25 protein-coding genes and 3 pseudogenes are annotated in these 23,098 nt (G+C 60.8%); 24 read left to right on the top strand and 4 right to left on the bottom strand.

Features of this window, described 5'->3' with window-relative positions:
• The first annotated feature begins 205 nt into the window (after nt 1–205).
• The 13 genes from phnF (ACTIEN_RS00490) to ACTIEN_RS00430 all read left to right on the top strand — a co-directional run bounded on the left by phnF (ACTIEN_RS00490) (nt 206) and on the right by ACTIEN_RS00430 (nt 11,229).
• On the top strand, nt 206–940 hold the full coding sequence (gene phnF, locus ACTIEN_RS00490) for a phosphonate metabolism transcriptional regulator PhnF (protein WP_439521134.1): 735 nt from the start codon (nt 206–208) through the stop codon (nt 938–940).
• The gene (locus tag ACTIEN_RS00485; protein ID WP_439521133.1) at nt 937–1,380 is read left to right on the top strand and encodes a phosphonate C-P lyase system protein PhnG; all 444 of its coding nucleotides are present in this window, start codon (nt 937–939) and stop codon (nt 1,378–1,380) included. The genes phnF (ACTIEN_RS00490) and ACTIEN_RS00485 overlap by 4 nt, the downstream gene beginning before the upstream one ends.
• Nucleotides 1,380–1,916, top strand: a complete 537-nt coding sequence (phnH, locus tag ACTIEN_RS00480) for a phosphonate C-P lyase system protein PhnH (RefSeq protein ID WP_439521132.1) — start codon at nt 1,380–1,382, stop codon at nt 1,914–1,916. Before ACTIEN_RS00485 ends, phnH begins: the two co-directional genes overlap by 1 nt.
• The gene (locus tag ACTIEN_RS00475) at nt 1,916–2,980 is read left to right on the top strand and encodes a carbon-phosphorus lyase complex subunit PhnI (protein ID WP_439521131.1); all 1,065 of its coding nucleotides are present in this window, start codon (nt 1,916–1,918) and stop codon (nt 2,978–2,980) included. The genes phnH and ACTIEN_RS00475 overlap by 1 nt, the downstream gene beginning before the upstream one ends.
• A complete protein-coding gene (locus tag ACTIEN_RS00470; protein ID WP_439521130.1) occupies nt 2,977–3,891 on the top strand; it encodes an alpha-D-ribose 1-methylphosphonate 5-phosphate C-P-lyase PhnJ in 915 nt (304 codons plus the stop codon). The genes ACTIEN_RS00475 and ACTIEN_RS00470 overlap by 4 nt, the downstream gene beginning before the upstream one ends.
• Nucleotides 3,888–4,685, top strand: coding sequence for an ATP-binding cassette domain-containing protein (locus ACTIEN_RS00465; protein ID WP_439521129.1), 798 nt, complete (start codon nt 3,888–3,890; stop codon nt 4,683–4,685). The genes ACTIEN_RS00470 and ACTIEN_RS00465 overlap by 4 nt, the downstream gene beginning before the upstream one ends.
• A complete protein-coding gene (locus ACTIEN_RS00460; RefSeq protein ID WP_439521128.1) occupies nt 4,682–5,401 on the top strand; it encodes a phosphonate C-P lyase system protein PhnL in 720 nt (239 codons plus the stop codon). The genes ACTIEN_RS00465 and ACTIEN_RS00460 overlap by 4 nt, the downstream gene beginning before the upstream one ends.
• Nucleotides 5,388–6,563 carry an alpha-D-ribose 1-methylphosphonate 5-triphosphate diphosphatase gene (locus ACTIEN_RS00455; protein WP_439521127.1) on the top strand — a complete coding sequence of 392 codons (1,176 nt, stop codon included), beginning with the start codon at nt 5,388–5,390 and terminating at the stop codon, nt 6,561–6,563. Before ACTIEN_RS00460 ends, ACTIEN_RS00455 begins: the two co-directional genes overlap by 14 nt.
• 91 nt (nt 6,564–6,654) lie before the next feature.
• Nucleotides 6,655–7,470: a phosphonate ABC transporter ATP-binding protein gene (gene phnC / locus ACTIEN_RS00450; protein WP_439521126.1), complete on the top strand. Its 816-nt coding sequence runs from the start codon at nt 6,655–6,657 to the stop codon at nt 7,468–7,470.
• 34 nt (nt 7,471–7,504) lie between these two features.
• On the top strand, nt 7,505–8,425 hold the full coding sequence (gene phnD, locus ACTIEN_RS00445; RefSeq protein WP_439521125.1) for a phosphate/phosphite/phosphonate ABC transporter substrate-binding protein: 921 nt from the start codon (nt 7,505–7,507) through the stop codon (nt 8,423–8,425).
• Between the two features lie 63 nt (nt 8,426–8,488).
• The gene (phnE, locus tag ACTIEN_RS00440) at nt 8,489–9,433 is read left to right on the top strand and encodes a phosphonate ABC transporter, permease protein PhnE (RefSeq protein WP_439521124.1); all 945 of its coding nucleotides are present in this window, start codon (nt 8,489–8,491) and stop codon (nt 9,431–9,433) included.
• Nucleotides 9,430–10,287 carry a phosphonate ABC transporter, permease protein PhnE gene (gene phnE / locus ACTIEN_RS00435; protein WP_439521123.1) on the top strand — a complete coding sequence of 286 codons (858 nt, stop codon included), beginning with the start codon at nt 9,430–9,432 and terminating at the stop codon, nt 10,285–10,287. The genes phnE (ACTIEN_RS00440) and phnE (ACTIEN_RS00435) overlap by 4 nt, the downstream gene beginning before the upstream one ends.
• A 270-nt stretch (nt 10,288–10,557) precedes the next feature.
• Nucleotides 10,558–11,229 (top strand): DUF1045 domain-containing protein, encoded by a 672-nt coding sequence (locus ACTIEN_RS00430; protein WP_439521122.1) that lies wholly within the window; start codon nt 10,558–10,560, stop codon nt 11,227–11,229.
• Here ACTIEN_RS00430 and phnN read toward each other — a convergent pair.
• Together phnN and ACTIEN_RS00420 are read right to left on the bottom strand one after the other, a co-directional pair.
• A complete protein-coding gene (gene phnN / locus ACTIEN_RS00425) occupies nt 11,211–11,756 on the bottom strand; it encodes a phosphonate metabolism protein/1,5-bisphosphokinase (PRPP-forming) PhnN (RefSeq protein WP_439521121.1) in 546 nt (181 codons plus the stop codon). The two genes, ACTIEN_RS00430 and phnN, sit on opposite strands and share 19 nt — an antisense overlap.
• Nucleotides 11,753–12,007 (bottom strand): annotated as a pseudogene (locus tag ACTIEN_RS00420) (ATP-binding cassette domain-containing protein); the annotation flags it as partial. The pseudogene ACTIEN_RS00420 and the gene phnN, both read right to left, overlap by 4 nt.
• Before the next feature lie 272 nt (nt 12,008–12,279).
• Here ACTIEN_RS00420 and ACTIEN_RS00415 point away from each other — a divergent pair.
• Together ACTIEN_RS00415 and ACTIEN_RS00410 are read left to right on the top strand one after the other, a co-directional pair.
• A complete protein-coding gene (locus tag ACTIEN_RS00415) occupies nt 12,280–12,471 on the top strand; it encodes a hypothetical protein (RefSeq protein ID WP_439521120.1) in 192 nt (63 codons plus the stop codon).
• A gap of 101 nt (nt 12,472–12,572) precedes the next feature.
• Nucleotides 12,573–12,740, top strand: coding sequence for a hypothetical protein (locus ACTIEN_RS00410; protein WP_439521119.1), 168 nt, complete (start codon nt 12,573–12,575; stop codon nt 12,738–12,740).
• A gap of 2 nt (nt 12,741–12,742) precedes the next feature.
• Here the strand turns inward: ACTIEN_RS00410 and ACTIEN_RS00405 are convergent.
• Together ACTIEN_RS00405 and ACTIEN_RS00400 are read right to left on the bottom strand one after the other, a co-directional pair.
• Nucleotides 12,743–13,549, bottom strand: a pseudogene (locus ACTIEN_RS00405) (carbon-phosphorus lyase complex subunit PhnI); the annotation flags it as partial.
• Nucleotides 13,539–13,751: pseudogene (locus tag ACTIEN_RS00400) on the bottom strand (phosphonate C-P lyase system protein PhnH); the annotation flags it as partial. The pseudogenes ACTIEN_RS00400 and ACTIEN_RS00405, both read right to left, overlap by 11 nt.
• 284 nt (nt 13,752–14,035) lie before the next feature.
• On the opposite strand from ACTIEN_RS00400, the gene phnF (ACTIEN_RS00395) reads away from it, so the two are divergent.
• From phnF (ACTIEN_RS00395) to ACTIEN_RS00355, 9 genes are all read left to right on the top strand, one after another.
• Complete coding sequence (gene phnF / locus ACTIEN_RS00395) at nt 14,036–14,755, top strand: phosphonate metabolism transcriptional regulator PhnF (RefSeq protein ID WP_439521118.1); 720 nt, start codon at nt 14,036–14,038, stop codon at nt 14,753–14,755.
• 185 nt (nt 14,756–14,940) lie between these two features.
• Complete coding sequence (locus ACTIEN_RS00390) at nt 14,941–16,332, top strand: trypsin-like peptidase domain-containing protein (RefSeq protein ID WP_439521117.1); 1,392 nt, start codon at nt 14,941–14,943, stop codon at nt 16,330–16,332.
• Nucleotides 16,333–16,335: 3 nt separating this feature from the next.
• Nucleotides 16,336–17,640: a replication-associated recombination protein A gene (locus ACTIEN_RS00385; protein ID WP_439521116.1), complete on the top strand. Its 1,305-nt coding sequence runs from the start codon at nt 16,336–16,338 to the stop codon at nt 17,638–17,640.
• A gap of 95 nt (nt 17,641–17,735) precedes the next feature.
• Nucleotides 17,736–18,116, top strand: a complete 381-nt coding sequence (gene crcB, locus ACTIEN_RS00380; RefSeq protein ID WP_439521115.1) for a fluoride efflux transporter CrcB — start codon at nt 17,736–17,738, stop codon at nt 18,114–18,116.
• Entirely contained in the window at nt 18,113–19,156 is a 1,044-nt protein-coding gene (locus ACTIEN_RS00375) for an RluA family pseudouridine synthase (protein WP_439521114.1), read from the top strand. Before crcB ends, ACTIEN_RS00375 begins: the two co-directional genes overlap by 4 nt.
• The gene (locus ACTIEN_RS00370; RefSeq protein ID WP_439521113.1) at nt 19,156–19,836 is read left to right on the top strand and encodes an HAD-IA family hydrolase; all 681 of its coding nucleotides are present in this window, start codon (nt 19,156–19,158) and stop codon (nt 19,834–19,836) included. Before ACTIEN_RS00375 ends, ACTIEN_RS00370 begins: the two co-directional genes overlap by 1 nt.
• Nucleotides 19,836–20,558 carry an ATP12 family chaperone protein gene (locus ACTIEN_RS00365; RefSeq protein WP_439521112.1) on the top strand — a complete coding sequence of 241 codons (723 nt, stop codon included), beginning with the start codon at nt 19,836–19,838 and terminating at the stop codon, nt 20,556–20,558. Before ACTIEN_RS00370 ends, ACTIEN_RS00365 begins: the two co-directional genes overlap by 1 nt.
• Before the next feature lie 177 nt (nt 20,559–20,735).
• Nucleotides 20,736–21,755, top strand: coding sequence for an amino acid ABC transporter substrate-binding protein (locus ACTIEN_RS00360; RefSeq protein ID WP_439521111.1), 1,020 nt, complete (start codon nt 20,736–20,738; stop codon nt 21,753–21,755).
• Between the two features lie 128 nt (nt 21,756–21,883).
• Entirely contained in the window at nt 21,884–23,098 is a 1,215-nt protein-coding gene (locus ACTIEN_RS00355; RefSeq protein WP_439521110.1) for an amino acid ABC transporter permease, read from the top strand.

The raw sequence follows: 23,098 nt of genomic DNA, 5'->3' as shown, positions 1-23,098 counted from the left end.
GGGTTTGGCCGACAAACGACACCGCCAACCGGTCATTAGCAACGTTGCGCGTTGTGGGTGTCGGCACAACTTCTCTGAAGGACATGGCACCCAAGCTGACTTCAACCACTCAGTCCTTGTTCAACCGTCCCCAAAGATTTTCCGAATGATGTTTGATCCTGACATGTGGTTGTCACATGCTGGGTTTAGTGAGTGATTCATTCGGATGAATTTGGACATGATCAGAGACCGTTGGCGCGACATCCGCGCAGCCCTTGAGCAAGATATTATGGATGGAGTTCTAGAACCCGGAGCCAGGCTGCCAACCGAAGCAGAGTTGGTGAAGCTGTACGATGCGGGTCGGCACTCGATCCGTCGGGCTGTCGCGGAACTGGCCAAGGAAGGCCATCTCAGCGTCGAACAGGGGCGCGGCACGTTTGTGCAACCGCGCCCGATGCTGGAATACACCATCGGACCACGCACCCGGATGCGGCGCAACATGACGTCCCAGGGTGTGGACGTGTCCGGAGAGATGCTGGGCGTTGACCGCCTGGAGGCAAGCCCGCGTGTGGCTCGTCGACTGGGTCTTGCGCCGGGGGCCGAAGTGATTGCGACGCGCCGTTTGTCACTGGCGGACGGCGTGCCGGTGTCGTTCGGGACGATCTACCACGACGCGGCCCGGTTTCCGGCCTTTCCCGAACGGCGTCAAACGCTGGGATCGGTCAGCGCGGTTTATGCGTCCTACGGGATCAAGGACTACCTGCGCGGCAGCACGCGTATGTACGCACGGCCCGCGCGGTTGGACGAGGCCCGCCAGTTGCGCCAGCATCCGGACATGCCGGTGATCGTGGTGCGGGCTGTGGACACAGAGTTGGACGGAACGCCGCTGTCCTACAGCGAGGTCATCTGGTCCGCCGCCCGCGTAAAGTTCAACATATCGACTTCAGAGGATGAGGCATGACGCAAAGCCCCCAAGACCTGCCCGGATGGGCACATGACGAAATGCTGGGCGTTCTCGCCCGCGCGGATGTCGCCCGTCTCAAGGCGTTTGCCGAACCGTTGGTTGCCGATCTGCCCGATATCACCGTGATCGAGAACCGCACCGGACTGGTCATGCTGCCCATGCGCGACACCGCGCAGGGCACACATTTTCACCTGGGCGAGGCCCTGATGAGCGAGGCGCGCATCGCGGCGGGCGGGTACGAGGGATACGGAATGCGCCGGGGCCGCGATCTTGAGGCTGCGATGGCGATGGCTGTGGTCGATCTGGCGGTGGCGCTGGGACACGCGCCGGAGGACTGCGCAGGTTTTCTGGACCGCGAAGCACACGCGCAGGCACAGGCTGATCACGACACCTTGTGCCGGGTCGAAGCCACCCGCGTTGATATGGAGACATTCTGATGACCGTTCACCCAATCCCCTCGGATTTCGAGGCACGCACCAACGCGACCTACGAGGCGCTGATGTGGGCGTTGTCCCGTCCCGGACTGACCCGTGAATTGCCCGATGCAGGACAGGCACAGATTATCGAGGCCTTGATCGACCGCGAATGTGCGGTCTGGTGCGCCAATCCCGATCTGTCGGCGCTGGCAGTGCGGACCGGGGCGGAAACTGTCGCGTTGAATCAGGCGGATCATGTCTTTGCAGGTTTGCTGGCAGACACCACAATTTTGCAAACTCTGCGCTGCGGGTCCGATCTCTACCCCGAAGACGGCGCGACGCTTGTCCTGAATGTCGATCTTTCCGCCGGAGACCGGTTGCGCTTTTCCGGGCCGGGGGTCGATGGCGCGGGCGAGGTCTTGATCGGCGGTCTGCCCGATGGCTTCTGGCAAATGCGTGAAAAGGTCATGCGCTATCCGATGGGGTTCGAACTGTTCCTTGTGGATGGCGCGCGCGTGGCCGGTGTGCCGCGATCCACGAAAGTCGAGGTGCTCTGATGGCCTATGTAGCGACACGCGGCGGGGAACGGGCGATCGGGCAATCGCAAAGGTTGTTCCGCGCCGAGATGGGCACGATCACACCCCAACGGGTGGCCGAGATCCGGGCCGCGATGCCCTACCTGATCGACCGGGTGATGGGTGAAGCATCGCTTTACGACGAAGACCTTGCCGCGCTGGCGCTGGCCCAGACCGGCGGCGAGTTGTACGAGGCGGTGCTTTTGCTGCGGGCATGGCGCACGACACAGCCGCGTCTCACGGTGGCCGAGCCGGTCACGCAAGAAGGACTGTTCACCCATCGCCGGATTTCTGCGGCGTTCAAGGATATTCCCGGTGGGCAGGTCCTGGGACCGACGCTGGATTACTCGCACCGTATCCTTGCGACTGACGTGTTGTCAGGACAGGACCACATCCCCGACCCGGTGCAGCCAGCGTCCCGGCCGTCGCCGGCGCGTCAGCCTTCGGTGGCCGCCTGGCAGGCCGAGAATGGATTGCTGAGTGCGCCTACACTCGATGCGACGCAGGGCAACGATATTCCCGATGTCACCCGCGAGCCTTTGCTGTTCCCGGCAAAGCGGGCGCACACCTTGCAAAGCCTTGCACGGGCCGAAACCGGCGGTGTTCTGGCCCTGGGCTACGCCGCGCAGCGTGGCTACGGGCAGGCGCATCCGACCGTGAACGAATTGCGGCTGGCCGAGGCCGACGTGATCGTGCAGCACCCACGCGGCACGCGGTTCAGCGCCGGGCGGGTCAAGGTCAGCCAGGCCGAAGTGGTGTCCAAGAAGGGGGCACAACTGGAGCTTGGTTTCGCCGCGACAATGGGATGGAACGAGGTCAAGGTGATCGCGGCGGCAACGCTGGATCTCAACAGCAAGGGCGCACCCAAGGGATCGGCAACGGAAGAGGAGTTCTTCCTCTACCACACCGAAGGGGTCGAAAGCTCTGGCTTCTGCATCCATTTCAAACTGCCCCATTATGTGACGTTCCAATCCAGTCTGGACGCCATGCGTGATGCCAAGGCGACGCGTGCGGCCAGCACCAAACAGCCGGAGCCTGCCGAATGAGCCTGAAATCCCTGACCAAAGACTGGGAGCCAATGTCCTACGGGTTCCTCGATGCCTCGGCCAAACGCGAGGTCCGGCGCAAGATGCTCAAGGCGATCGCGGTGCCGGGCTGCCAGATGCCCTATGCCAGCCGCGAGGTGCCGATGGCACGGGGCTGGGGAACCGGCGGGTTGCAGATTTCCTGCACGCTGATCAATCCGCAGATGCGGGTCAAAGTGATCGACCAGGGCGCGGATGACAGCGTGAACGCCGCCTCGATCCGCCAGTTCCTGTCCCGCGTGTCGGGCGCGCCCACCACGATGGACACGCTTGACGCCGACCTGATCCAGTCCCGCCACCGCATCCCCGAAGAAGTGCTGCGCGACGATCAGGTGCTGGTGCTTCAGGTGCCGAACCCTGAACCGCTGCGGTCGGTGCAGCCGAACATGTCGATTGCGCGCCAGATGCATGCGGATGCCGATTACGGGCGGATGTGGCTTCAACTCTATGAACAGATCGTAAGATCCGGACGGGTGATGCAGGGCGCGAGTTATCCCAGTCTGGTCAACGGGCGCTTCGTCATGACGCCATCCCCGATCCCGCGCTGGGACGTGCCCAAGCTCAACATGGCGAAACACCTGACGATCCTGTCGGCGGGGCGCGAAAAGCGGTTGCATGTGGTGCCGCCCTTCACGCGGGTCGAACCGCTGGTCTTTGACGACGTGCCGTACCGGGTCGAAGATCACGGTGGGCTGACCTGTTATCGGTCGGGGGCCAAGGGGTTCTTCATGAACGAGATCCCGCAGGATGACGGATCATCGGTGTTCGAGGTGTCCGACAGCGAGTTGGGTGTGAAGCTGATCCGCAAGGGTGATGGCGACAACATTACGGTCGGCGCGACATGGTACAAGAACGGAGAGATGGCACAATGACCGTGACATTGGACGCCCCCCGGCTGGTCAGGACACAACCGCTCTTGACCGCGCGGAACGTGTCTAAATCCTATGGCGCGGTTCAGGCGCTGCGCGATGTGTCAGCCACGGTCTATCCGGGCGAAGTGCTGGGCATCGTCGGTGAAAGCGGGTCTGGCAAGTCAACCTTCCTGCGCTGCCTCAACCTCGAGGAAACACCGGATCAGGGAAGCTATACGCTTGATCTGCCGGATGTGCAGGGCAACCTGTTCGATCTGGACCGCTACGCGCGGCGGATGTTGTGCGCCACCCGGATCGGGATTGTCTACCAGAACCCGCATCTGGGCCTTTTGATGAAACACTCATCCTCCGGCAACGTGGCCGAGCGTCTTCTGGTGGCCGGGGAACGCCGCTTTGCCGTATTGCGCGACAAGGCGCGGGGCGCGCTGGATGCGTCGGAATTCCCGCTCGACCGGATGGACGCACCACCGATCGAACTGTCAGGCGGCATGCAGCAGCGCGTGCAACTGGCCAAGGCGATTGCGCTGGAACCCGCGCTTTTGCTGCTGGACGAACCGACGACGGGGCTGGATGTCAGCGTTCAGGCGTTGGTGCTCGACACGCTCAAGCGGCTGCAACAGGAACGCCGGATCACCATGGTGATCGTCAGCCATGATCTGGGCGTCATCCGCACCATGTCGGACCGGGTGATGGTGATGCGCCGGGGCGAAGTGGTCGAAGCCGGGCTGGCCGATCAGGTGTTTCAAGACCCGCAACACGCTTATACGCAACAATTGGTACACGCAAAGCTATGACACAGATCCTCGATGTTCGCGGCCTGACCAAAGGCTTTGTCATGCACCATCTGGGCACGCAGATGGGCGCATTCAACAACATTTCCTTCACCTTGGATGCAGGCGAGTTTCTTCTGCTCAAGGGGCGCAACGGGGCGGGGAAATCGACGCTGCTGCGCACGCTCTATCGCAGCTACCTGACGGATGCGGGGCAAATTCTGTTCCAGTCCACGCACGGCGTGATCGACCTTGCCCGCGCGGCTGATGTCGATGTGACCTATCTGCGCCGAACCGAGATCGGTTTTGTCACCCAGTTCCTGACCGCCCGTCCGCGTGTGAGCGCAGAGGCGCTTGTGGCCGAACCCTTGCGCCTTGCCGGAACGCCGGCCGAAGATGCAATCGACCAGGCGCGGCACTGGCTGAGCGCGTTTGGCGTCAAGCCCGCGCTTTGGGCGGCCTATCCAACAACGTTTTCCGGCGGAGAGCAGCAGAAGGTGAACCTTGCCCGGGCCTTGATCCTGCCACAGCGGCTACTGCTTCTGGATGAGCCGACAGCATCGCTTGACGTATCGGCGCGGGCGGCGCTGATCGCCCGGCTGGCGGAATTGAAAGCTGCTGGTACCGCCCTGATCGGTGTCTTTCACCATCCCGGCGACGTGGCCGAATTGATCGACCGGGAAATCGACCTGACCCCCAACGCCAACCTGGAGGAGGACCGCGCCGATGTGGTTGTCTGATTTTACACTTGTTCTTCCCGACCGGGTTATCCGGCATGGATCGCTGCGGATCGAACGCGGCAAGATCGCCGAGGTGGCAGACCGGCCCGTAGCCGGTGGCGTTCCGGGCAACGGATTGACGATTTTCGCCGGATTCATCGACATGCACGGCGACATGATCGAACAGGAACTCGAGCCGCGCGCCCGTGTCGATTTCCCGATGGAGGTTGCGCTGAATGCGCTTGATGCGCGTCTCGCGGCTTCCGGCGTCACGACGGCTTACGCGTCAGTGTCGTTCTCGCGCGGTGTTCGGGATGGCGAACGCAGGTCGTTCGACCACACCAGCCGAGTGATCCGGGAACTGTCCGAGGTCCGAACGATCGCCCGTGTCGATCACCGCATCCATGCCCGTTTCGACATCACGTTCGACAACGCGGTCCAGGTTCTGAGCGATCTGCTGGATGAAAGCCGAGTCGATCTGGTCTCTCTGATGGATCACACACCGGGGCAGGGACAGTACCGCAATCTTGAAATCCACATCAAGAACAAGGCGGCGCAGAGCGGGGTGTCCGAGACAGAAGCGCGCCAGATGGTAAGCGATGCCATCGCCATCCGGTCGCGGCCGCAGGAAATGCTTCTGAACAACATGCAGGCGGTGGCGCAGAAATGCCGGGATTATGGCGTGCCGCTGGCCAGCCATGACGACGACACGCCTGCCAAGGCAAACCTGATGGCGGATCTTGGCGCGGTGATTGCGGAATTTCCGGTGACGATGGAGGCCGCCGAAGTCGCGGTGAAGCGTGGCATGATGACGGCCATGGGCGCACCCAATGCGATGCGTGGTCAAAGTTATTCCGGTAACCTGTCAGCGCGCGAGGCGCATGCGGCGGGAGTCCTGTCCATTCTGGCGGCGGATTATCACCCTGCGGCGATCCTGCCTGCCATCCGTGCTTTGGCCGGGAACGACCCCGATGGTTTGGCCGGTGCCGCGCGGTTGGCCACATCGCATCCCGCCAAAGCGCTGGGGCTGATCGACCGTGGCGAAATCGCCGTTGGCAAGAGTGCGGATTTGGTGATCGCAGATACCTCCGACAGGGTGGTCCTGACCCTTCGGAAGGGCGAGATCATCCACTCGAACGGGATCTTGACCCTGACGCCGCAGGCTCAGGCGGTCCCCGCGTGACAAGCGTCAGAGAACTGTCACATATCAGTTAGGTTCCTGTCACCGAACAGCACTACGACTCGGGGCGACACATTCATTCGGATGAATCGCCATGACCGGAAACCTGATACTCTCGGACGTCAGCCGCCAGTTCGGTGACACCAAAGCTGTTGAACGCGCCTCGCTGTCCATCAAACCGGGGCAGTTTGTTGGGGTCATCGGCCGCTCTGGCGCCGGGAAGTCCACTCTGCTTCGTCTGATCAACCGCCTGATCGACCCCAGTTCGGGGTCGATTTCTTTTGACGGGGTCGAAGTGACCGCCCTCAAGGGCAAACCGCTACGGGCGTGGCGGCGCGATTGTGCGATGATCTTTCAGCAGTTCAACCTTGTTGACCGGTTGGACGTGCTGACAAACGTGCTGATCGGGCGGCTGGCGGAACATGGTTTTCTAAGCTCGATGGCGATGCGCTTTACCGAAGAAGAGCGTGCAATGGCCATTCAGGCGCTCGACCGGCTGGACCTTGTTCCGCAGGCGCTGCAACGCGCGGGCACCCTGTCGGGCGGGCAGCAACAGCGCGTGGCGATTGCCAAGGCGTTGGTGCAGCGACCCAAGATCATGCTGGCCGACGAACCCATCGCCAGCCTCGATCCCGCGAACGCGACCCGCGTGATGGACGGTCTCAAACGGATCAACCGGGAAGATGGCCTGACCGTGCTGGTCAACCTGCACACGCTGGACACTGCACGCGCCTATTGTGACCGCATCATCGCGATGCGGGCCGGTCGGGTGATGTTCGACGGGACCGCGCAGCAACTGACTGACGACGTGGTGCGCGACATCTACGGGCTCGAGGGTCTGGAAGAGTTCAACGAGGCCGTGACCTCAACCGCCGCTCGGGCCACGGGCCGCGTCAATGAACAAGCTTGAGTCCACTGCAAACGCAACCGAAGGGGATACCACCATGCGTTTTTTCACTGCCACCGCACTTGCGGCCCTGATTGCAGACCCGGCGCTCGCCGAAGGCTGGAAAGATGATTATCAGGTTCTGAAATTCGGCATTCTGTCGAGTGAGAACGAACAGGATCGACTGATGCGCAACGAACCTCTGCGCATCTATCTCGAAGACACGCTTGGCGTTCAGGTCGAGATCTTCACCGCAGGCAATTATGACGGTGTGATTCAGGCGATTGCCGCAGACCAGATCGAAATTGCGCGTCTTGGATCTTCGGCCTATGCGGCGGCCTATACCGCCACAGATGGCGGTGTCATCCCGACGCTGACAACGCTCGCCAAAGACGGATCGACCGGGTATTATTCCATCGTTGTCACCCGCTGTGACAGCGGCATCACGTCCCTTGAGGACGCCAAGGGCAAAGTGCATGCCTTTGCCGATCCCGACAGCACCTCGGGCTATGCGGTTCCCTATTTCAACATGATCGAACGTGAAGGGTTCAAGCCGGAAGACCATTTCGGCACAGTGACCTTTTCCGGCAGTCACGAAGCGGGTGTGACCGGTGTCGTGAATGGCACCTTCGACACCGCCGCAACCTATCAGGACAATGACGCCGCGGGTATCTATCAGCGCATGGAAGAAAAGGGCATGATCGAGCCCGGTCTTGTCTGCAAGATCTGGGAAAGCCCGGAAATCACCTCTGGTCCCTGGACCTTTCGCAAGAACCTGCCGGAAGCGCTGATCGAAGAGGTTTCGGCGGCCATCGAAAGCTTCCCGACCTCAGATCCCGAGGGCTACAAGCTCTATTCCTCGTTCACCGAAGACGATCCGAACCCCGAGATCGGCTTCACCCGTGTCGACAGCGAACGCTACCAGTGGATCGTCGACATGCGCGCGTGGATCAAGGAACAGCGTCGCTCTGGCTCGTAACACCACGGAACAAAGCGCGATGGTGGGCGGCTTCGCCCATCATCCTTGTTGGGGGATACGACAATGACAGCGACCGTTGATTTCGCGGGCGGATCGGTGCCTGCATCCGGCAACCGGATCACACAGTTCGAGGCCGCTTTTTCCGAGCAACGCCGCAGGGCACGCCTGTTCTGGCTGATCGGAACGGCCGTTTTCGTGTGTGCCTTCGGGCTGACCGCGTGGATCGGTGACTTCTTCAAGGTCACGCAGGTAACCATGCCGGACGGATCGCGTGAATGGCGCTGGATCATCCCGGCGGGTATTCCGCGACTTGGGGAATATGTTTCCAAGACCATCCCGACCCTGCGCTGGGAGACACTTGGCGCCGATCTTGCCAACTGGTTCTGGCGCTGGAGGATTTGGCTTGAGCTTCTGTTCGAATCCATCCTGATCGCCTATATGGCCACCGTTCTGGGAGTGATCGGCGGGTTCGTATTGTCGTTCCCCGCTGCGCGAAACCTGTCACCGAACAAATGGGTGTTCTGGATCACGCGCCGCTATCTCGAGATTGCGCGGACCGTGCCGGAACTGGTCTGGGCGCTGATCTTCGTCTTTTGCTTTTCGGTGGGGCCGATGGCAGGTGTCATGGCCATCGGGTTGCACGCCACCGGTGCGCTGGGCAAGCTCTATTCCGAGGTGAATGAAAACATCGACATGCGCCCGCTCGAAGGCGTCAAGGCGGCGGGCGGGACATGGTTCGACCAGATCCGCTATGGCGCGGTGCCACAGGTTCTGCCCAATATCGTCAGCTACACGCTCTTGCGCTTCGAGATCAACGTGCGCGCGTCGTCGATCATCGGCTATGTCGGTGCGGGTGGTCTGGGTCAGGAATTCCGCACCGCGATGAGCTTTCAGGAATACACCGATCTTTCGGCGCTTTTCGTCATCATCTTCGTGACCGTGATGGCCATCGACTACGGCTCGGAAAAACTGCGCCATCGCATTATCGGAATGGAGGCCCGGCCATGACCATGACGCCAGACCAGATTGCATCAGCCCGCACGCGGATGCCCCTGGTCTTTCAGGCCCCGTTGGAGGTGCGTCTGCGCCGGACCGCGCTGTGGGTGTTCTTCATCAGTTTGTTCATCTGGTGTCTTTACGACTTCAACATCACGCCCGCCCGGATTTGGGAGGGGCTGGCTCGGTTCGGTACGGTAGCCAGCTTCATGTTCCCGCCGCATGTCTGGGACAATTGGGAGTCGTTCTCGGAAATCCTGAACGGACTTGGCGAAACGCTTGCCATCGCGTTCCTTGGCACGGTTCTTGGCGCGGTGTTCGCGTTTCCGCTGTCCTTCCTTGGCGCGAAGAACATCAACCGGCTGAATGTCCTCCGCCTCGGCACGCGGCGCGGCTACGACATCATCCGCGCGTTCGAAACGCTGATCCTTGCGCTGATCTTCATTCGCGCCTTCGGTCTTGGCCCGCTGCCTGGCATCCTTGCCATCGCGGTGAGCGAGATCGGCACCTTTGCCAAACTGTTTTCCGAAGCCATCGAGAACACGTCCGAAAAGCCGGTCGAAGGCGTCAAGGCGTCGGGCGGATCGCGCTTGCAACAAATCCGCTTCGGGGTGATGCCGCAGGTCAACCCGGTGATCCTGTCGATCCTGCTTTACAACTTCGAATCCAATGTCCGCTCCGGCACGATCCTTGGGATCGTCGGCGCTGGCGGCATCGGGTTTCTGCTGTCAGACCGGATCGCGGCGTACAAATGGGACGAGGCGTGGTCGATCATCTTTCTCATCATCGCGATGGTCTATGTGATTGACTGGCTCTCCGGGCTGATCCGGGCAAAGCTGATCGGCAAGACGGATCTCGCGAAATGACCGGGGCCAAGGCGACAAACTTTTGTCGGATGCACCCACCATCCATCCCGAGGCCAGGGTCGAGGATTTCGATATTGGTGCGAGGACCGAGGTCGAAGGGGGACTGGTCCTTCATCAACCGGAACTGCCTTGTTGTCTGGACCACGACTGGCAAGATGTGTTCCATCGCAAACGCAACGCGTATCAATCCGGGCATTGGCAAGATGCAGCACCTCTGACATGGAACCGTCATCTGCCTCTGTCCAATGGGTCGGTATGAAAGGAGAATTCATGTCCTACGCTCGTTTTGCGGTATATTATCTGCCGCCCGACGGCGCATTGGCCGAGTTTGGGGCGGCGTGGCTGGGATGGGATTGTGTCGCGGGGCGCGACACTGTTCGACCCGATGTGCCCGGTCTCGATGATGTGACGATGACTCCGCGCAAATACGGATTTCACGGGACGTTGAAACCGCCATTTCGACTGGCCGAAGGAACCCATGTCGAGGGATTGAAACTGGCGATGTCGCAAGTGGCGCAGACCTGCGTGCCGGGGCAAAGCGACGGTTTGGCCATGACTTGTTTGGGGCGGTTTCTCGCACTGGCTCCTGTTGGGGACACCTTTGATATTGCCCGTGTCGCCGCCACCTGTGTCGAGGCGCTGGACACGTTTCGCGCGCCGCCCGATGCCGCCGAACTGGAACGCCGCCGCAAGGCGCGGCTGTCGGAACGGCAAGAGGCGCTGTTGCAACGCTGGGGCTATCCTTACGTCATGGAGGAATTCCGTTTTCACCTGACCCTGACCGGACGTCTGCCGGTTGACCAGATCGACCATTGGTCCGAGACCGCCCGGACACATCTGCCGCCCTTGCCCGCGCCCTTTGTCATGGACGAGGTGGCGCTGGTCGGAGAGCGGCAGGACGGGCGGTTCGAGTTGATTCAACGTTACGCCCTCGCTGGTTGAAGCGCAGCAAACGCCTGCGCGACGGTGTCCTCGAGCGCGCCGTCATTGGCGATGGTCACCACGTCCAATCCCGTCGGCAGGCACTTGTCGGCCTGCGCCAGCCGGGCCGCAATCTCGGCTTCGGTTTCGCGGCCACGTCCCGCAAGGCGACGGGCCAGCGTTGCCGGTGAAGCGGTGATGTTGAGCACGGTCATATTCGGGAAAACCTCGGTAGCTTGCTCCAGAGCGCTGCGCGAAAAATTCGCAAGGCAGTCCCTGCCGCGCTGCACATCGGTGAGGACATCCGCCGGGATCCCGTAAGACAGGCCATGCGCCGACCAATACACGCAGAACGCGCCGCTTTCGGCGGCTTTGGCAAAGGCGTCGGACGTCACGGCGTCGTAGTCTTCGCCGCCCAAACCCGGCGCGCGGGTGATGGTGCGGCGCACAAGGCGCATCTCAGGACGTGCCGTGATCAGGCCCGCCATGACGCTGTCCTTGCCGACACCCGACGGGCCGACCACTGCGATAAGGCGCCCCCCGCTCATGCCGCGCGTGCCGGGGTAAAGCGGCTCACGTCGATCTCGCGGTCGCAGACGCGCATGCGTGCAGCTTCGTCGTGGAAGATGCCGATGATCGCTGTGCCGCTTGCCTTGGCTGCTTCGAATAGCGACAGCACGACTTCGCGGTTGGCAGCTAGCCCGCCTGTGGGTTCGTCCATGAAGACCAGCCGTGGTCCGGTGACAAGGTTGCGCGCGATCTGGAGGCGTTGCTGCATGCCGCCGGAAAAGGTGGTGGGCCGGTCATCGACCCGTTCGAACCAATCCACCGCTTTGCTGCGAAAGTCTTGCCCCTGCCGCCCTTCGCAATAATCGGTGTCGGAGCAGACGAACATCCGCCCGCCCGCGTCGTCCAGATAGCTGTCTTCTGCCCCGCAAAGGTCAAAGGGGTGATCGGCCAGATACGCGAATTTGTACTCTGATGAGGGTGTCACAAGACTGTCTCACTGCTGTGGTTATTGCGACGCAACGAGTCGCTGTCCGAAAACCCGGGGGTCTTATGGTTGCGTTGATGATCCATGTCTTGTGGTGGGTGGGCCTTGCCCTTGTTGCGTGGCTCGCGCTTGAGCCGGTGCTGTTCCGCCTGCTGCCAAGACTGGAGCGGCTGGTGCCCAGCGATCTGATCGGCCCGGATGGCTGGTTCTGCGATCCCGCCAACAAAAGCGGCATTTTCGACCTTCCCTTGAATCGTCGCCGCGGTTGAACGTGGTGCTGCGGGGGTCATGCCAAGCCCCCTGTCCCAGACGCCACAAGAGGGCCGTAGTCCCGTGCTACGCCCGTCGCGCAAAAGATGTGTGAGGTTTTATGGACTGGACCGTGATCCTGATTGCGCTGGGCTTTGTCGCCCTTTTGGCCGGTCGGACCTTCATCGGCATCTGCTTTGAGGGCAGTTGGCTGAATTCGGCCCTTGAAGGGTCGTCCGACAGTGACGGTGACGGCGGGGATGGCGGCGGGGATGGTGGCGGCGACTGAGGTCATTCTGCCGCATCCTGATGTTGGCTTTCCCCGACCTCGCGGCGCAGTTTGCGCACCAGTTCCAGTTCGGACTGGAAATCAACGTAATGCGGCAGCTTGATATGTTCGAGCAAGCCCGTCGCCTGGATATTGTCCGCGTGGTAAAGCACAAATTCCGCATCCTGCGCCGGAGCGCCGACATTGTCCTCGCCCAGCTCTTCCCACCGCAGTGCGCGATCGACCAGCGCCATTGAGATCGCCATGCGTTCGGTCTGACCGAACACCAACCCATAGCGGCGGGTGAATTGCGGTGGTTCGGTCCTGGACCCCTTGAACTGGTTGACGGTTTCACACTCGGTCAGGGTGATTTCACCGATCCCGATGGCAAAACCCAATTCGGGGTTCTCCATTTCGACCGGCACGGTGCCGATGCGCAATTCGCCGACAAAGGCGTGGCTGCGGGCGTAGCCGCGTTGCGTGGAATGGGCCATCGACAGGGTAAAGCCTTCGTCTGCGCGGGTCAGCGCTTGCAGCTGCAGCGCCCGGTCAGCGGACATTTCCAGCGGTTCGTGTGTCAGGTCGGGCGGCGGTGTGTCGTCGTGTGGGGCTTCTTCGATCAGGCCTTCGCGGTTCAGGAAGTCGGTCACATGCGGAACTGGGCCGGGTTCGGCCTCGCGCGTGGGTGCATCCGGGGTCTTGCCATCGGCGGCGAGTTTGAAGTCCAGAAGGCGGTGCGTGTTGTCAAACGTGAGGCCAAGCACCTGACCACCCGGCAGATCCTTGAACGTGGTCGAGATGCGCCGATCAAAGGCCATGTCAGCGCGCTCCTTCTTGCACCACTGCTTCGCTACTTGAGCGCGAGACCTTCGTGCTTCGCGGCAGCGCCGCGATGCGGACGCCGCTTGTGAAGAAGAAATCAAGCCCCGTCGGGAACAGTGCTGCGTTGTCCTGAAACGCCTGTGTTTCGGGCAGGGACAGGTTGGCAGACCGATCCGGATATTCCGACGTGCCAATGGGATAGGTCGACACATGGTAAAGAAATCCACCTTGGTGGCGGCGACCTTTTGTGCGCGTGTGCCGCGCCGCGCGGTTTGTTCCTGCTCCAGAGGTTCAAGCACCTTGGCGCGGCAGGGCAGCGCGTCGGGCAGGGCGGCGATACGTCCTTTGGGGGCCTTCGCCATCAGGCTCATCCAAGCCTTGCGATCCTTGGGCCGGTCGGTTGTGTCTTTCATCTCGACACCTTTGTGATCTTCTATACAACTAGATACATCATACCAGATTACCCGATCCGAGACAGCGGAGTTTTGTGAAATTTGCGTAACACCCGGTCCTCGACCCCTGTCTGGCAGGCCATCGCCACGGCGCTGCGGGCGGATATTTCCGAAGGGCGTTACCTGCCCGCAGACAAGCTCCCGACCGAGGCCCAACTCTCGGCGCGGTTCGGGGTCAACCGCCACACGGTGCGCCACGCCTTGTCACAGCTTGTGGCCGAAGGTCTGGTGCGCACCCGCCGCGGCGCTGGGACGTTTGTCGCCTCAACACCCACTGATTACCCGATTGGCGAACGGGTACGGTTCCACGAGAACCTGCTGGCCGCTGGGCGGCGGCCGGAAAAGCGCATCCTCGATGTCGAATCCCGTGCTGCCACCGCGGGCGAAGCGCGGGCGCTCGAGATCGACGAGGGCGCGCCGGTCTGTTCCTATCATGGGCTGTCACTGGCGGACGGAGCGCCGATTGCGCTGTTTGAAAGCGTGTTCCCGCTGGACCGGGTTAAGGCGATGGACCAACACCTGACCGAGACCAGCAGCGTGACCGAAGCTTTGGCACTTGCGGGGGTGGCCGACTATACCCGTGCTTCGACCCGGCTGACGGCGGTTCTGGCGGATGTCACACAAGCCCTGCACCTGCACCTTCGCGAAGGCGACCCGCTCTTGCGATCGACCAGCGTGAATGTCGAAGCTGCGGGAGTCCCGGTCGAGTATGGGCGCACTTGGTTCGCCGGGGATCGGGTTACGTTGACGTTGGAGGGTTAGCCTCCGACCCGCTCCCGAAAGTCCTCGGCGCTGCGCGCGCGGAAGTCATCAAGCGCCATACGCAGGGCATCGTGGGTCCAGCGCCACCGGCGACGATGGTCTTGCGGTGTTGAGGAAATCCTCGTCCGGGCGGCCATCGCAGACTTGCAAAAGCCTCATGCGCCCGACATATCCGGGCTATGACCGTGATCAGACTTCTTTGCGCATTCCTCATGATTTCCTTGGCTGGGCCGGGGTCGGCGCAGTCTGGTACCGAAGCGCGGGTGCCCTCTTCGGCAGCTGAAATCAGCCTGTCCTTTGCGCCTATGGTGAAAGAGGCAGCCCCTGCGGTCGTCAACATCTACGCGCGCCGGGTGGTTCAGACACGGCGCAGTCCGTTTCAGGATGATCCATTTTTCGGCGGGTTCTTCCGGGATTTCGGCAGCGCGCGACCGCGGGTTCAGAACTCGCTTGGATCGGGGGTGATCGTGTCCTCGGATGGCTACGTCGTGTCGAATTACCACGTTGTTGGTCAGGCGGATGACATCCGGGTTGTCTTGAACGACCGTCGGGAATTTCATGCGCGCGTCTTGATCGGGGACGAGGATTCGGACCTTGCCATCCTCAAGATCGACGCCGAGGACATGCCGTTTCTGCAATTGCGCGACAGTGACACGGTTGAGGTTGGAGAGCTTGTTCTGGCGATCGGAAACCCGTTTGGCGTGGGCCAGACAGTGTCCTCGGGGATCGTGTCGGGACTGGCGCGGTCGGGAACGGCCACCGGAAGCGCACGGGGGTATTTCATCCAGACGGACGCGCCGATAAATCCGGGCAATTCCGGGGGCGCCTTGATTGATGTGGCCGGGCGGATGATCGGGATCAACACCTCCATCCTGACGCGGTCAGGCGGGTCCAACGGTATCGGGTTTGCCATTCCGGCAGCCCTTGTCGCGCAATTTCTGAAGCAGGCCCGCGATGGCAAAAGCGTGTTCGAACGTCCGTGGGCCGGGGTGACGGGGCAGCCGGTGGATGCGGATCTGTCCGATGGTCTGGGGTTGTTGCGTCCTGAAGGCATCGTCTTGACAGCGCTGCATCAGGCAAGCCCCTTGGCGCAGGCGGGTATCACTGTGGGTGATGTGATTGTCGAGGTGGCCGGTCGACCGGTGAACACCCCGGCAGAAATGGTCTTCCGCATGTCGGTTCAGGGGCTCGGTGAAACTGTCGAAATCGTGTATCTGCACGAGGGCGATCTGATGCGCACCCCCGTGACACTGATTGCCCCACCAGACGATCCGCCGCGCGATCTGGCCGTCTTGAGCGACCGCGAGGTGCTGGCCGGAATGCAGATCGCACGGATCAATCCTGCGGTAGCGGCAGAACTGGGATTATCGCTCGACAAGGAGGGGATTGTGGTTGTTGAGCCGGGACCGTTGGGGCGGCGTGTTGGCCTGCAACCGGGGGACGTGATCCGGCGGATCGACCGGGCGGTGATCCAGAGCCCGTCTGATGTCGGCCCAGCCCTGCGGCAAGCAGCGCCCACCGTCGCCATGGAAACCGAGCGCGGTGGGCAGCGCCTGATCCTGCGATTCCGGGCCTGACAGGTGGCGGACCTTTTTGACACGGATGATGTCCCCGACGATGCCAAGCGGCCTTTGGCAGACCGTCTGCGCCCAAGAAAACTGTCCGAGGTCATTGGCCAATCCAAGGTGATCGGACCGGATGCGCCGCTGAGTGTGATGCTGGAGGCGGGCAGCCTCGGGTCGGTGGTGTTCTGGGGGCCGCCTGGGGTTGGAAAGACCACAATTGCGCGGCTTCTGGCGGATGAAACCGATCTGCATTTCGTCCAGATCAGCGCGATCTTTTCTGGTGTGCCCGAACTGCGCAAGGTGTTCGAAGCAGCCAAACACCGTCGCAAGACCGGGCGGGGAACATTGCTGTTCGTCGACGAAATCCACCGGTTCAACAAGGCGCAGCAGGACGGGTTTCTTCCCCATATGGAGGATGGGACGATCCTGCTTGTCGGGGCGACCACGGAAAACCCGTCCTTTGAACTGAACGCCGCCTTGCTGAGCCGAGCGCAGGTCTTGGTGCTCGAGCGGTTGGATCTGGCGGATCTGGAACGGCTGGCACAGCGGGCAGAGGTCGAACTGGACCGCGTCTTGCCCCTGGATGGCCCGGCGCGCGAGAACCTGCTTGAAATGGCGGATGGCGACGGGCGCGCGCTTTTGAACCTGATCGAACAGGTGATGGCGTGGTCGGTCGAAACACCTCTCAACAGTGCCGCGCTGGCCCAACGCCTGATGAAACGGGCGGCGCAATACGACAAATCGGGGGATGCGCATTACAACCTGATTTCAGCACTGCACAAATCGGTGCGCGGCTCGGACCCGGACGCGGCGCTTTACTGGTTTGCGCGGATGCTGGATGCGGGTGAAGACCCGCGGTATCTGGCGCGTCGGATCACGCGGATGGCGGTCGAGGATATTGGCCTTGCCGATCCGCAGGCGCAGGCGGTCTGTCTGCAAAGCTGGGAAACCTTTGAACGGTTGGGCAGCCCGGAAGGCGAATTGGCGATCGCGCAGGCGCTTGTCTATCTGGCGCTCGCGCCAAAATCGAACGCGCTATATGCTGCTTACAAAGGCGCGCGGGCGGCGGCCAAGAAGACCGGTTCGCTTGTGCCGCCAAAGCATATCCTGAATGCGCCGACCAAATTGATGAAGGAACAGGGATATGGATCGGGCTGTGCCTATGACCATGATGCCGAAGACGGGTTTTCGGGGCAGGACTACTTTCCCGACAGCATGGGCCGAACCGAATTCTACGCTCCGGTCGAACGCGGGTTTGAACGGGACTTGAAGAAACGTATGGATTACTTTGCGCGGCTGCGCAGCAAGCGAAACACATAAGTCCCTCGTCAAAGGCGCGACTGCACAGCGTTGCCCGCCTGAAACGCAGCGGCGCATTGCTTGACTTCTTACAGGGCGCGCGCGACAGAGCCTGCATGTTGACAACCCTTTCTCTTGTGGCGCTGGGCGGCGCGATTGGTGCCTGTCTTCGGTTTCTGACCGGGGCCGGTATCGTGCGCCTTTTGGGCCATGTGGAATTCCCGTTGGCGATCATGACGGTGAACATCGTCGGGTCGTTCCTGATGGGGGTGTTTGTCGTGGCTGCTGCACATCGGGGGCTGACTCAAATGTCGCCGTTCGTGATGACGGGTGTCTTGGGGGGATTTACGACGTTTTCCGCGTTTTCCCTTGAAACCATGACGTTGATCGAACGCGGGCAGGTCGGATCAGCGGTGCTGTATGTGGCCTTATCCGTCGGATTGTCCGTCGGTGGATTGGCGCTGGGCCTTTTGGCGGCGCGGAGTGTTTTTGCATGAGCCAAGTTCAGAACATCACAGTTGGGCCGGGCGATGCCGATCAGCGGTTGGATCGCTGGCTCAAGCGCCTGTTTCCCCATTTGGGGCAAGGTCGCATCGAAAAGATGTGCCGCAAAGGTGAATTGCGGATTGACGGCGGTCGGGTCAAGGCAAGCGCGCGGCTTGCCACCGGGCAGGAAGTACGCATCCCGCCCTTGCCTGCGCCCGGAGAAGTCCAGTCGCAACCGAAACCCGGCGTGTCCGACAAAGATGCCGAGATGATGAAAGCGCTGGTGCTGTATCGTGACGATCACATCATAGCGCTCAACAAACCGCCGGGATTGCCGACCCAGGGCGGCAGCAAACAAACGCGGCATATCGACGGTCTTTCCGAAGCGCTGACCTTTGGTCTGGACGAAAAACCACGTCTTGTTCATCGCCTCGACAAGGACACGTCGGGTGTCCTGCTTCTGGCGCGGACGCGCCAGGTGGCCAGTGCCTTGACCGAAGCGTTCCGGGCGCGCGAAACCCGCAAGATCTACTGGGCCGCAGTTGCCGGGGTGCCGTTCCCGCAGATGGGTACGATCAAATTCGGTCTCGTCAAAGCGCCGGGGCATGGCGCCAGCGGTGAAAACGAGAAGATGCGCTGCCTTCATCCGAATGAGGTGTCCAGAACCGAAGGTGCCAAACACGCGACCACGGATTACGCCGTTCTGAGCTCTTTGGCCAAACGCGCATCCTGGGTGGCGATGGTGCCGGTCACCGGGCGGACGCATCAGTTGCGTGCCCATATGGCCGAGTTGGGACATCCGATCATCGGCGATGGCAAATACGGCGGATCGGGTCAGGAAAACCTTGGCGACGGCTGGGGCGCGATGCTGGGCGGCGCGATGAGCAGCAAGCTGCATTTGCACGCGCGCTCCATTTCGCTCAGGCATCCGGTAACCGGTGCCAAGCTGATCATCACCGCGCCTTTGCCGGACCACATGCAACGCACCTGGGATTTCGTTCAGTGGGACGCAAGGGATGTGCCTGCCGATCCGTTCGAGGACATCGAATAATGGTCAAACCACTTCGGCTGGTGGTGTTTGATGTTGACGGAACGCTGATCGACAGCCGTGCCCATATCATTACTGCGGTGCAACAGGCGTTTGCCGATCTGAAGCTGCCGGAACCGTCAATCGAGGCGATGCTGCATGGGGTTGGCCTGTCCCTTTCGCAGTACATGGCCCAACTGGTGCCAGACCATGCGCCGGACGTGCATCACGCGCTGGCAGAGCGTTACAGGTCAGTGTCCCTCGCGCGCCATGACACGCTGGGCAACCGGACAGACTCGCTCTTCTTTCCGGGGATGCGCGCTGTTCTTGATCTTGTTCGGGCGGATGATTTTACGTTGATGGCCACAGCGACCGGGATGTCGCGCCGCGGACTGGACCGGATCATTTCCCAACATGGGTTGCAGGGCTACTTCCAATCAACGCAGGTGGCCGATACGCATCCCTCAAAACCGCATCCGTCCATGCTTTATGCAGCATTGTCCGAAACCGGAGTGGAGGCAGGGCACGCTGTGATGATCGGCGACACCAGCTATGATATTCAAATGGGCAAAAGTGCAGGCATGCAAACCATCGGGGTCACATGGGGCAACCACGCTGCATCGCATCTCGAGGGTGCTGATATTCTTGTCGACAGCGCTGATCAGCTGACCGCAGCGCTGTCATCCTGGATGGAGGGTTCCTGATGAGCGAATGGGCACCGAAACGTTTTTGGAAAGTTGCGGATACGGTCGAACTTGACCATGGCCACGGTGTTGTTCTTGACGGACGCCCGGTGCGGACACCAGCGAAGGCGATCCTTCATGTGCCAAGCCTTGCGCTCGCCCAAAGTATCGCGGCCGAGTTCGACGCACAGGCTGATCGCATTGACCCGATGACAATGCCCTTTACCCGAACCGCAAACGCGGCTGTGGACAAGGTTGCCGTCCAACACGCAGAAGTTGCCGATATGCTGGCGGACTACGGCGATAGCGACTTGTTGTGCTATCGCGCCGATGCGCCTGATGCCCTTGTCGCGCGGCAGGCAGCCCAGTGGGATCCCCTGCTGGACTGGGCCGCAAACGCTTTGAATGCCCGCCTTTACCCCCGCGTTGGTGTGATTCACGCCCCGCAAGATCCCGCCGCGCTGTCAGAATTGCGAAAAAACGTTCACCAGATGACGGCATTCCAGATCGCGGCGTTTCACGATTTGGTCTCCCTCAGCGGATCGCTGATTATCGGGTTCGCAGCAAAAGAAGCTGTTCAACCTGCGGAAGGCCTTTGGACCATTTCTCGCCTTGACGAGATTTGGCAGGAAGAACAGTGGGGCACTGATGAAGAGGCCCAGGAAATGGTCAACACCAAGAAGGCTGCCTTTTTGCACGCAGACGCTTTTATGCGATTGATCGATGGGCAATCGGCTTCCTGACGCGGGGGAAACCAAGCGGGCTTGATCAAAAAATAGGCTAATCGACTTGACGTCTGCGCGTGAATCCCCGCAAAATCCTCTATAACGACCGTAGGATCATCCTACTTTCGTCGTATGGGCGTGAATACGCTCTAGCAAACCGTGTCTTAAGGCATGGGCTAACAGGAAGAGGTAAAAATGAAAAAACTTGCAATTCTTGGCGCGATGACTGTCGCCGGCCTTTCGGCTGGCGTTGCATCAGCGGCTACGCTTGATGATGTGAAAGCGCGTGGAACACTGAACTGCGGCGTGACAACTGGCCTCGTCGGCTTTGCTGCGCCGGATGCAAACGGTGAATGGCAAGGCTTTGACGTTGGCGTATGTCGCGCCGTTGCGGCGGCGGTTCTTGGCGATCCGACCGCAGTTGAATTTGTTCCGACAACCGGCAAGACCCGCTTTACCGCGCTGGCCTCCGGTGAGATCGACGTGCTTGCGCGTAACACCACATGGACGTTTTCGCGTGACGTCGACCTGAAGTTCGAATTCGTCGGTATCAACTACTACGATGGTCAAGGCTTCATGGTTCCGAAGGAACTGGGCGTGTCCTCGGCGAAAGAACTGGATGGCGCGACCGTCTGCATTCAGACCGGTACAACAACCGAACTGAACCTTGCGGACTACTTCCGTAAGAACAACATGAGCTATGAGCCGGTTCCGATCGAAACCAACGCGGAAGCTCAACCGCTGTATCTTGAAGGTGCATGTGACGTCTACACGACAGACGCATCTGGTCTTGCGGCCACGCGTGCCGCTTTTGAAAATCCTGGCGAGCACATCGTTCTGCCGGAAATCATTTCCAAAGAGCCGCTCGGCCCGCTTGTTCGCCACGGCGACAACGATTGGGGTGACATCGTCCGCTGGACGCTGAACGCGTTGATCGCTGCTGAAGAGCTGGGTGTGACATCGGCCAATGCTGCGGAAATGTCGGCCTCTGCCGGCGGCAACCCGGAAATCAACCGTCTTCTGGGCACCGAAGGCACGCTTGGCGAAATGCTGGGTCTCGAAGCTGACTGGGCCAAGAACGCCATCATGGCGGGTGGCAACTACGGCGAACTGTTCGAGAAGAACATCGGTGAGAACACGCCAATCGGTCTCGCTCGCGGTCTGAACGCACAGTGGACCGAAGGTGGACTGCTCTACAGCCCGCCCTTCCGGTAAGATCAAGAACTCGAAAGAGGGCGCGGATTATTCCGCGCCCTTTTTCAAATCAAATAACAAGCCTTCGGATACGGCATCAGAGCGCGCAAAGCGCCGCCACAAGAATCCGGAACAACAGGGATAACAGAATGTCCACAATTTCAGACCCACCGACGGGGTCGTTTCGGCTGTCAATGCTGATCAACGACACGCGTTATCGGTCCTACACGTTCCAATTTATTGCACTGGTCTTGCTGGTTCTCGCGTTCGCCTATCTGGGCTCGAACCTCGTTGGCAACCTTCGCGCCGCTGGGCTGGATATCTCGTACCAGTTTCTCGGAGAGCCTGCGGGCTATGACATCAACCAGACACTGATCCCCTACACAAGCCAGTCATCGCATTGGCAGGCGTCATTGGTCGGCGTGTTGAACACGCTGTTGGTGGCGTTTCTCGGGTGTCTGATGGCGACTGTCATCGGCGTCTTCGTGGGGGTTCTCCGCCTCAGCAACAACTGGATCGTCCGTCAGCTGATGTCGATCTATGTCGAAATTTTCCGCAATGTGCCGGTGCTGATCTGGATTCTGATCATCATGGCGGTGTTTATTGCCGTGCTTCCACAGCCCCGTGATTTCAGGGGCGAGGACGCCGAAGCGTCGATGGTTCTGGGGTCTTTCGCCTTTACCGGCCGCGGCTTTTACGCCCCAGCGCCGATTTTCGGTCCGGGGTCGGGTTTCGTTGTCGCGGTCTTCCTTGCGTCCATTGCCGGAATTTTCGCGTTCCGCAACTACGCCAAGAAAGTGCTGTTTGATCGCGGGCAGTTGATTCCCACGCTGTGGCCGTCAGTTGCGATCTTCTTCCTTCCAACCATCATTGCCTTTTTCCTTTTTGGTCGTCCGATCACGCTTGAATATCCGTCGCTTCAGGGCTTCAACTTTCAGGGCGGCATCTTTATGCGGAATTCCCTGATCGCGCTGTGGTTTGCCCTGTCGATCTACACGGCGGCCTTCATCGCCGAAAACGTGCGTGCTGGTATCCTTGCCGTCAGCACAGGCCAGACCGAAGCAGCGGCTTCGCTGGGTCTGCGTCCGGGGCGGATCATGAACCTCGTGGTTTTGCCACAGGCGCTGCGTGTGATCATTCCACCGCTTATTTCCCAGTACCTGAACCTCACGAAGAACTCGTCGCTGGCGATTGCGGTGGGATATATGGACCTGACCGGGACGTTGGGGGGCATCACGCTCAACCAGACGGGCCGCGCGATCGAGGCGATTTTCCTCCTGATGCTGTTCTATCTGGCCATATCGCTTGCGATTTCGGCGATCATGAACGTGTACAACAATTCCGTTAAGCTGAAGGAGCGCTGA

The sequence above is a fragment of the Marivita sp. genome, assembly GCF_051859345.1.
Lineage (GTDB): Bacteria > Pseudomonadota > Alphaproteobacteria > Rhodobacterales > Rhodobacteraceae > Marivita.
Note: the sequence above shows the minus strand (reverse complement) of the source record. Positions and strands in the feature narration are given on the sequence as shown.

Excerpts from the sequence above, each read along its gene's own strand:
- phnF (WP_439521134.1), top strand. The coding sequence starts at position 206 with ATGAATTTGGACATGATCAGAGACCGTTGGCGCGACATCCGCGCAGCC.
- ACTIEN_RS00485 (WP_439521133.1), top strand. The coding sequence starts at position 937 with ATGACGCAAAGCCCCCAAGACCTGCCCGGATGGGCACATGACGAAATG.
- phnH (WP_439521132.1), top strand. The coding sequence starts at position 1,380 with ATGACCGTTCACCCAATCCCCTCGGATTTCGAGGCACGCACCAACGCG.
- ACTIEN_RS00475 (WP_439521131.1), top strand. The coding sequence starts at position 1,916 with ATGGCCTATGTAGCGACACGCGGCGGGGAACGGGCGATCGGGCAATCG.
- ACTIEN_RS00470 (WP_439521130.1), top strand. The coding sequence starts at position 2,977 with ATGAGCCTGAAATCCCTGACCAAAGACTGGGAGCCAATGTCCTACGGG.
- ACTIEN_RS00465 (WP_439521129.1), top strand. The coding sequence starts at position 3,888 with ATGACCGTGACATTGGACGCCCCCCGGCTGGTCAGGACACAACCGCTC.
- ACTIEN_RS00460 (WP_439521128.1), top strand. The coding sequence starts at position 4,682 with ATGACACAGATCCTCGATGTTCGCGGCCTGACCAAAGGCTTTGTCATG.
- ACTIEN_RS00455 (WP_439521127.1), top strand. The coding sequence starts at position 5,388 with ATGTGGTTGTCTGATTTTACACTTGTTCTTCCCGACCGGGTTATCCGG.
- phnC (WP_439521126.1), top strand. The coding sequence starts at position 6,655 with ATGACCGGAAACCTGATACTCTCGGACGTCAGCCGCCAGTTCGGTGAC.
- phnD (WP_439521125.1), top strand. The coding sequence starts at position 7,505 with ATGCGTTTTTTCACTGCCACCGCACTTGCGGCCCTGATTGCAGACCCG.
- phnE (WP_439521124.1), top strand. The coding sequence starts at position 8,489 with ATGACAGCGACCGTTGATTTCGCGGGCGGATCGGTGCCTGCATCCGGC.
- phnE (WP_439521123.1), top strand. The coding sequence starts at position 9,430 with ATGACCATGACGCCAGACCAGATTGCATCAGCCCGCACGCGGATGCCC.
- ACTIEN_RS00430 (WP_439521122.1), top strand. The coding sequence starts at position 10,558 with ATGTCCTACGCTCGTTTTGCGGTATATTATCTGCCGCCCGACGGCGCA.
- phnN (WP_439521121.1), bottom strand. The coding sequence starts at position 11,756 with ATGAGCGGGGGGCGCCTTATCGCAGTGGTCGGCCCGTCGGGTGTCGGC.
- ACTIEN_RS00415 (WP_439521120.1), top strand. The coding sequence starts at position 12,280 with ATGATCCATGTCTTGTGGTGGGTGGGCCTTGCCCTTGTTGCGTGGCTC.
- ACTIEN_RS00410 (WP_439521119.1), top strand. The coding sequence starts at position 12,573 with ATGGACTGGACCGTGATCCTGATTGCGCTGGGCTTTGTCGCCCTTTTG.
- crcB (WP_439521115.1), top strand. The coding sequence starts at position 17,736 with ATGTTGACAACCCTTTCTCTTGTGGCGCTGGGCGGCGCGATTGGTGCC.
- ACTIEN_RS00375 (WP_439521114.1), top strand. The coding sequence starts at position 18,113 with ATGAGCCAAGTTCAGAACATCACAGTTGGGCCGGGCGATGCCGATCAG.
- ACTIEN_RS00370 (WP_439521113.1), top strand. The coding sequence starts at position 19,156 with ATGGTCAAACCACTTCGGCTGGTGGTGTTTGATGTTGACGGAACGCTG.
- ACTIEN_RS00365 (WP_439521112.1), top strand. The coding sequence starts at position 19,836 with ATGAGCGAATGGGCACCGAAACGTTTTTGGAAAGTTGCGGATACGGTC.
- ACTIEN_RS00360 (WP_439521111.1), top strand. The coding sequence starts at position 20,736 with ATGAAAAAACTTGCAATTCTTGGCGCGATGACTGTCGCCGGCCTTTCG.
- ACTIEN_RS00355 (WP_439521110.1), top strand. The coding sequence starts at position 21,884 with ATGTCCACAATTTCAGACCCACCGACGGGGTCGTTTCGGCTGTCAATG.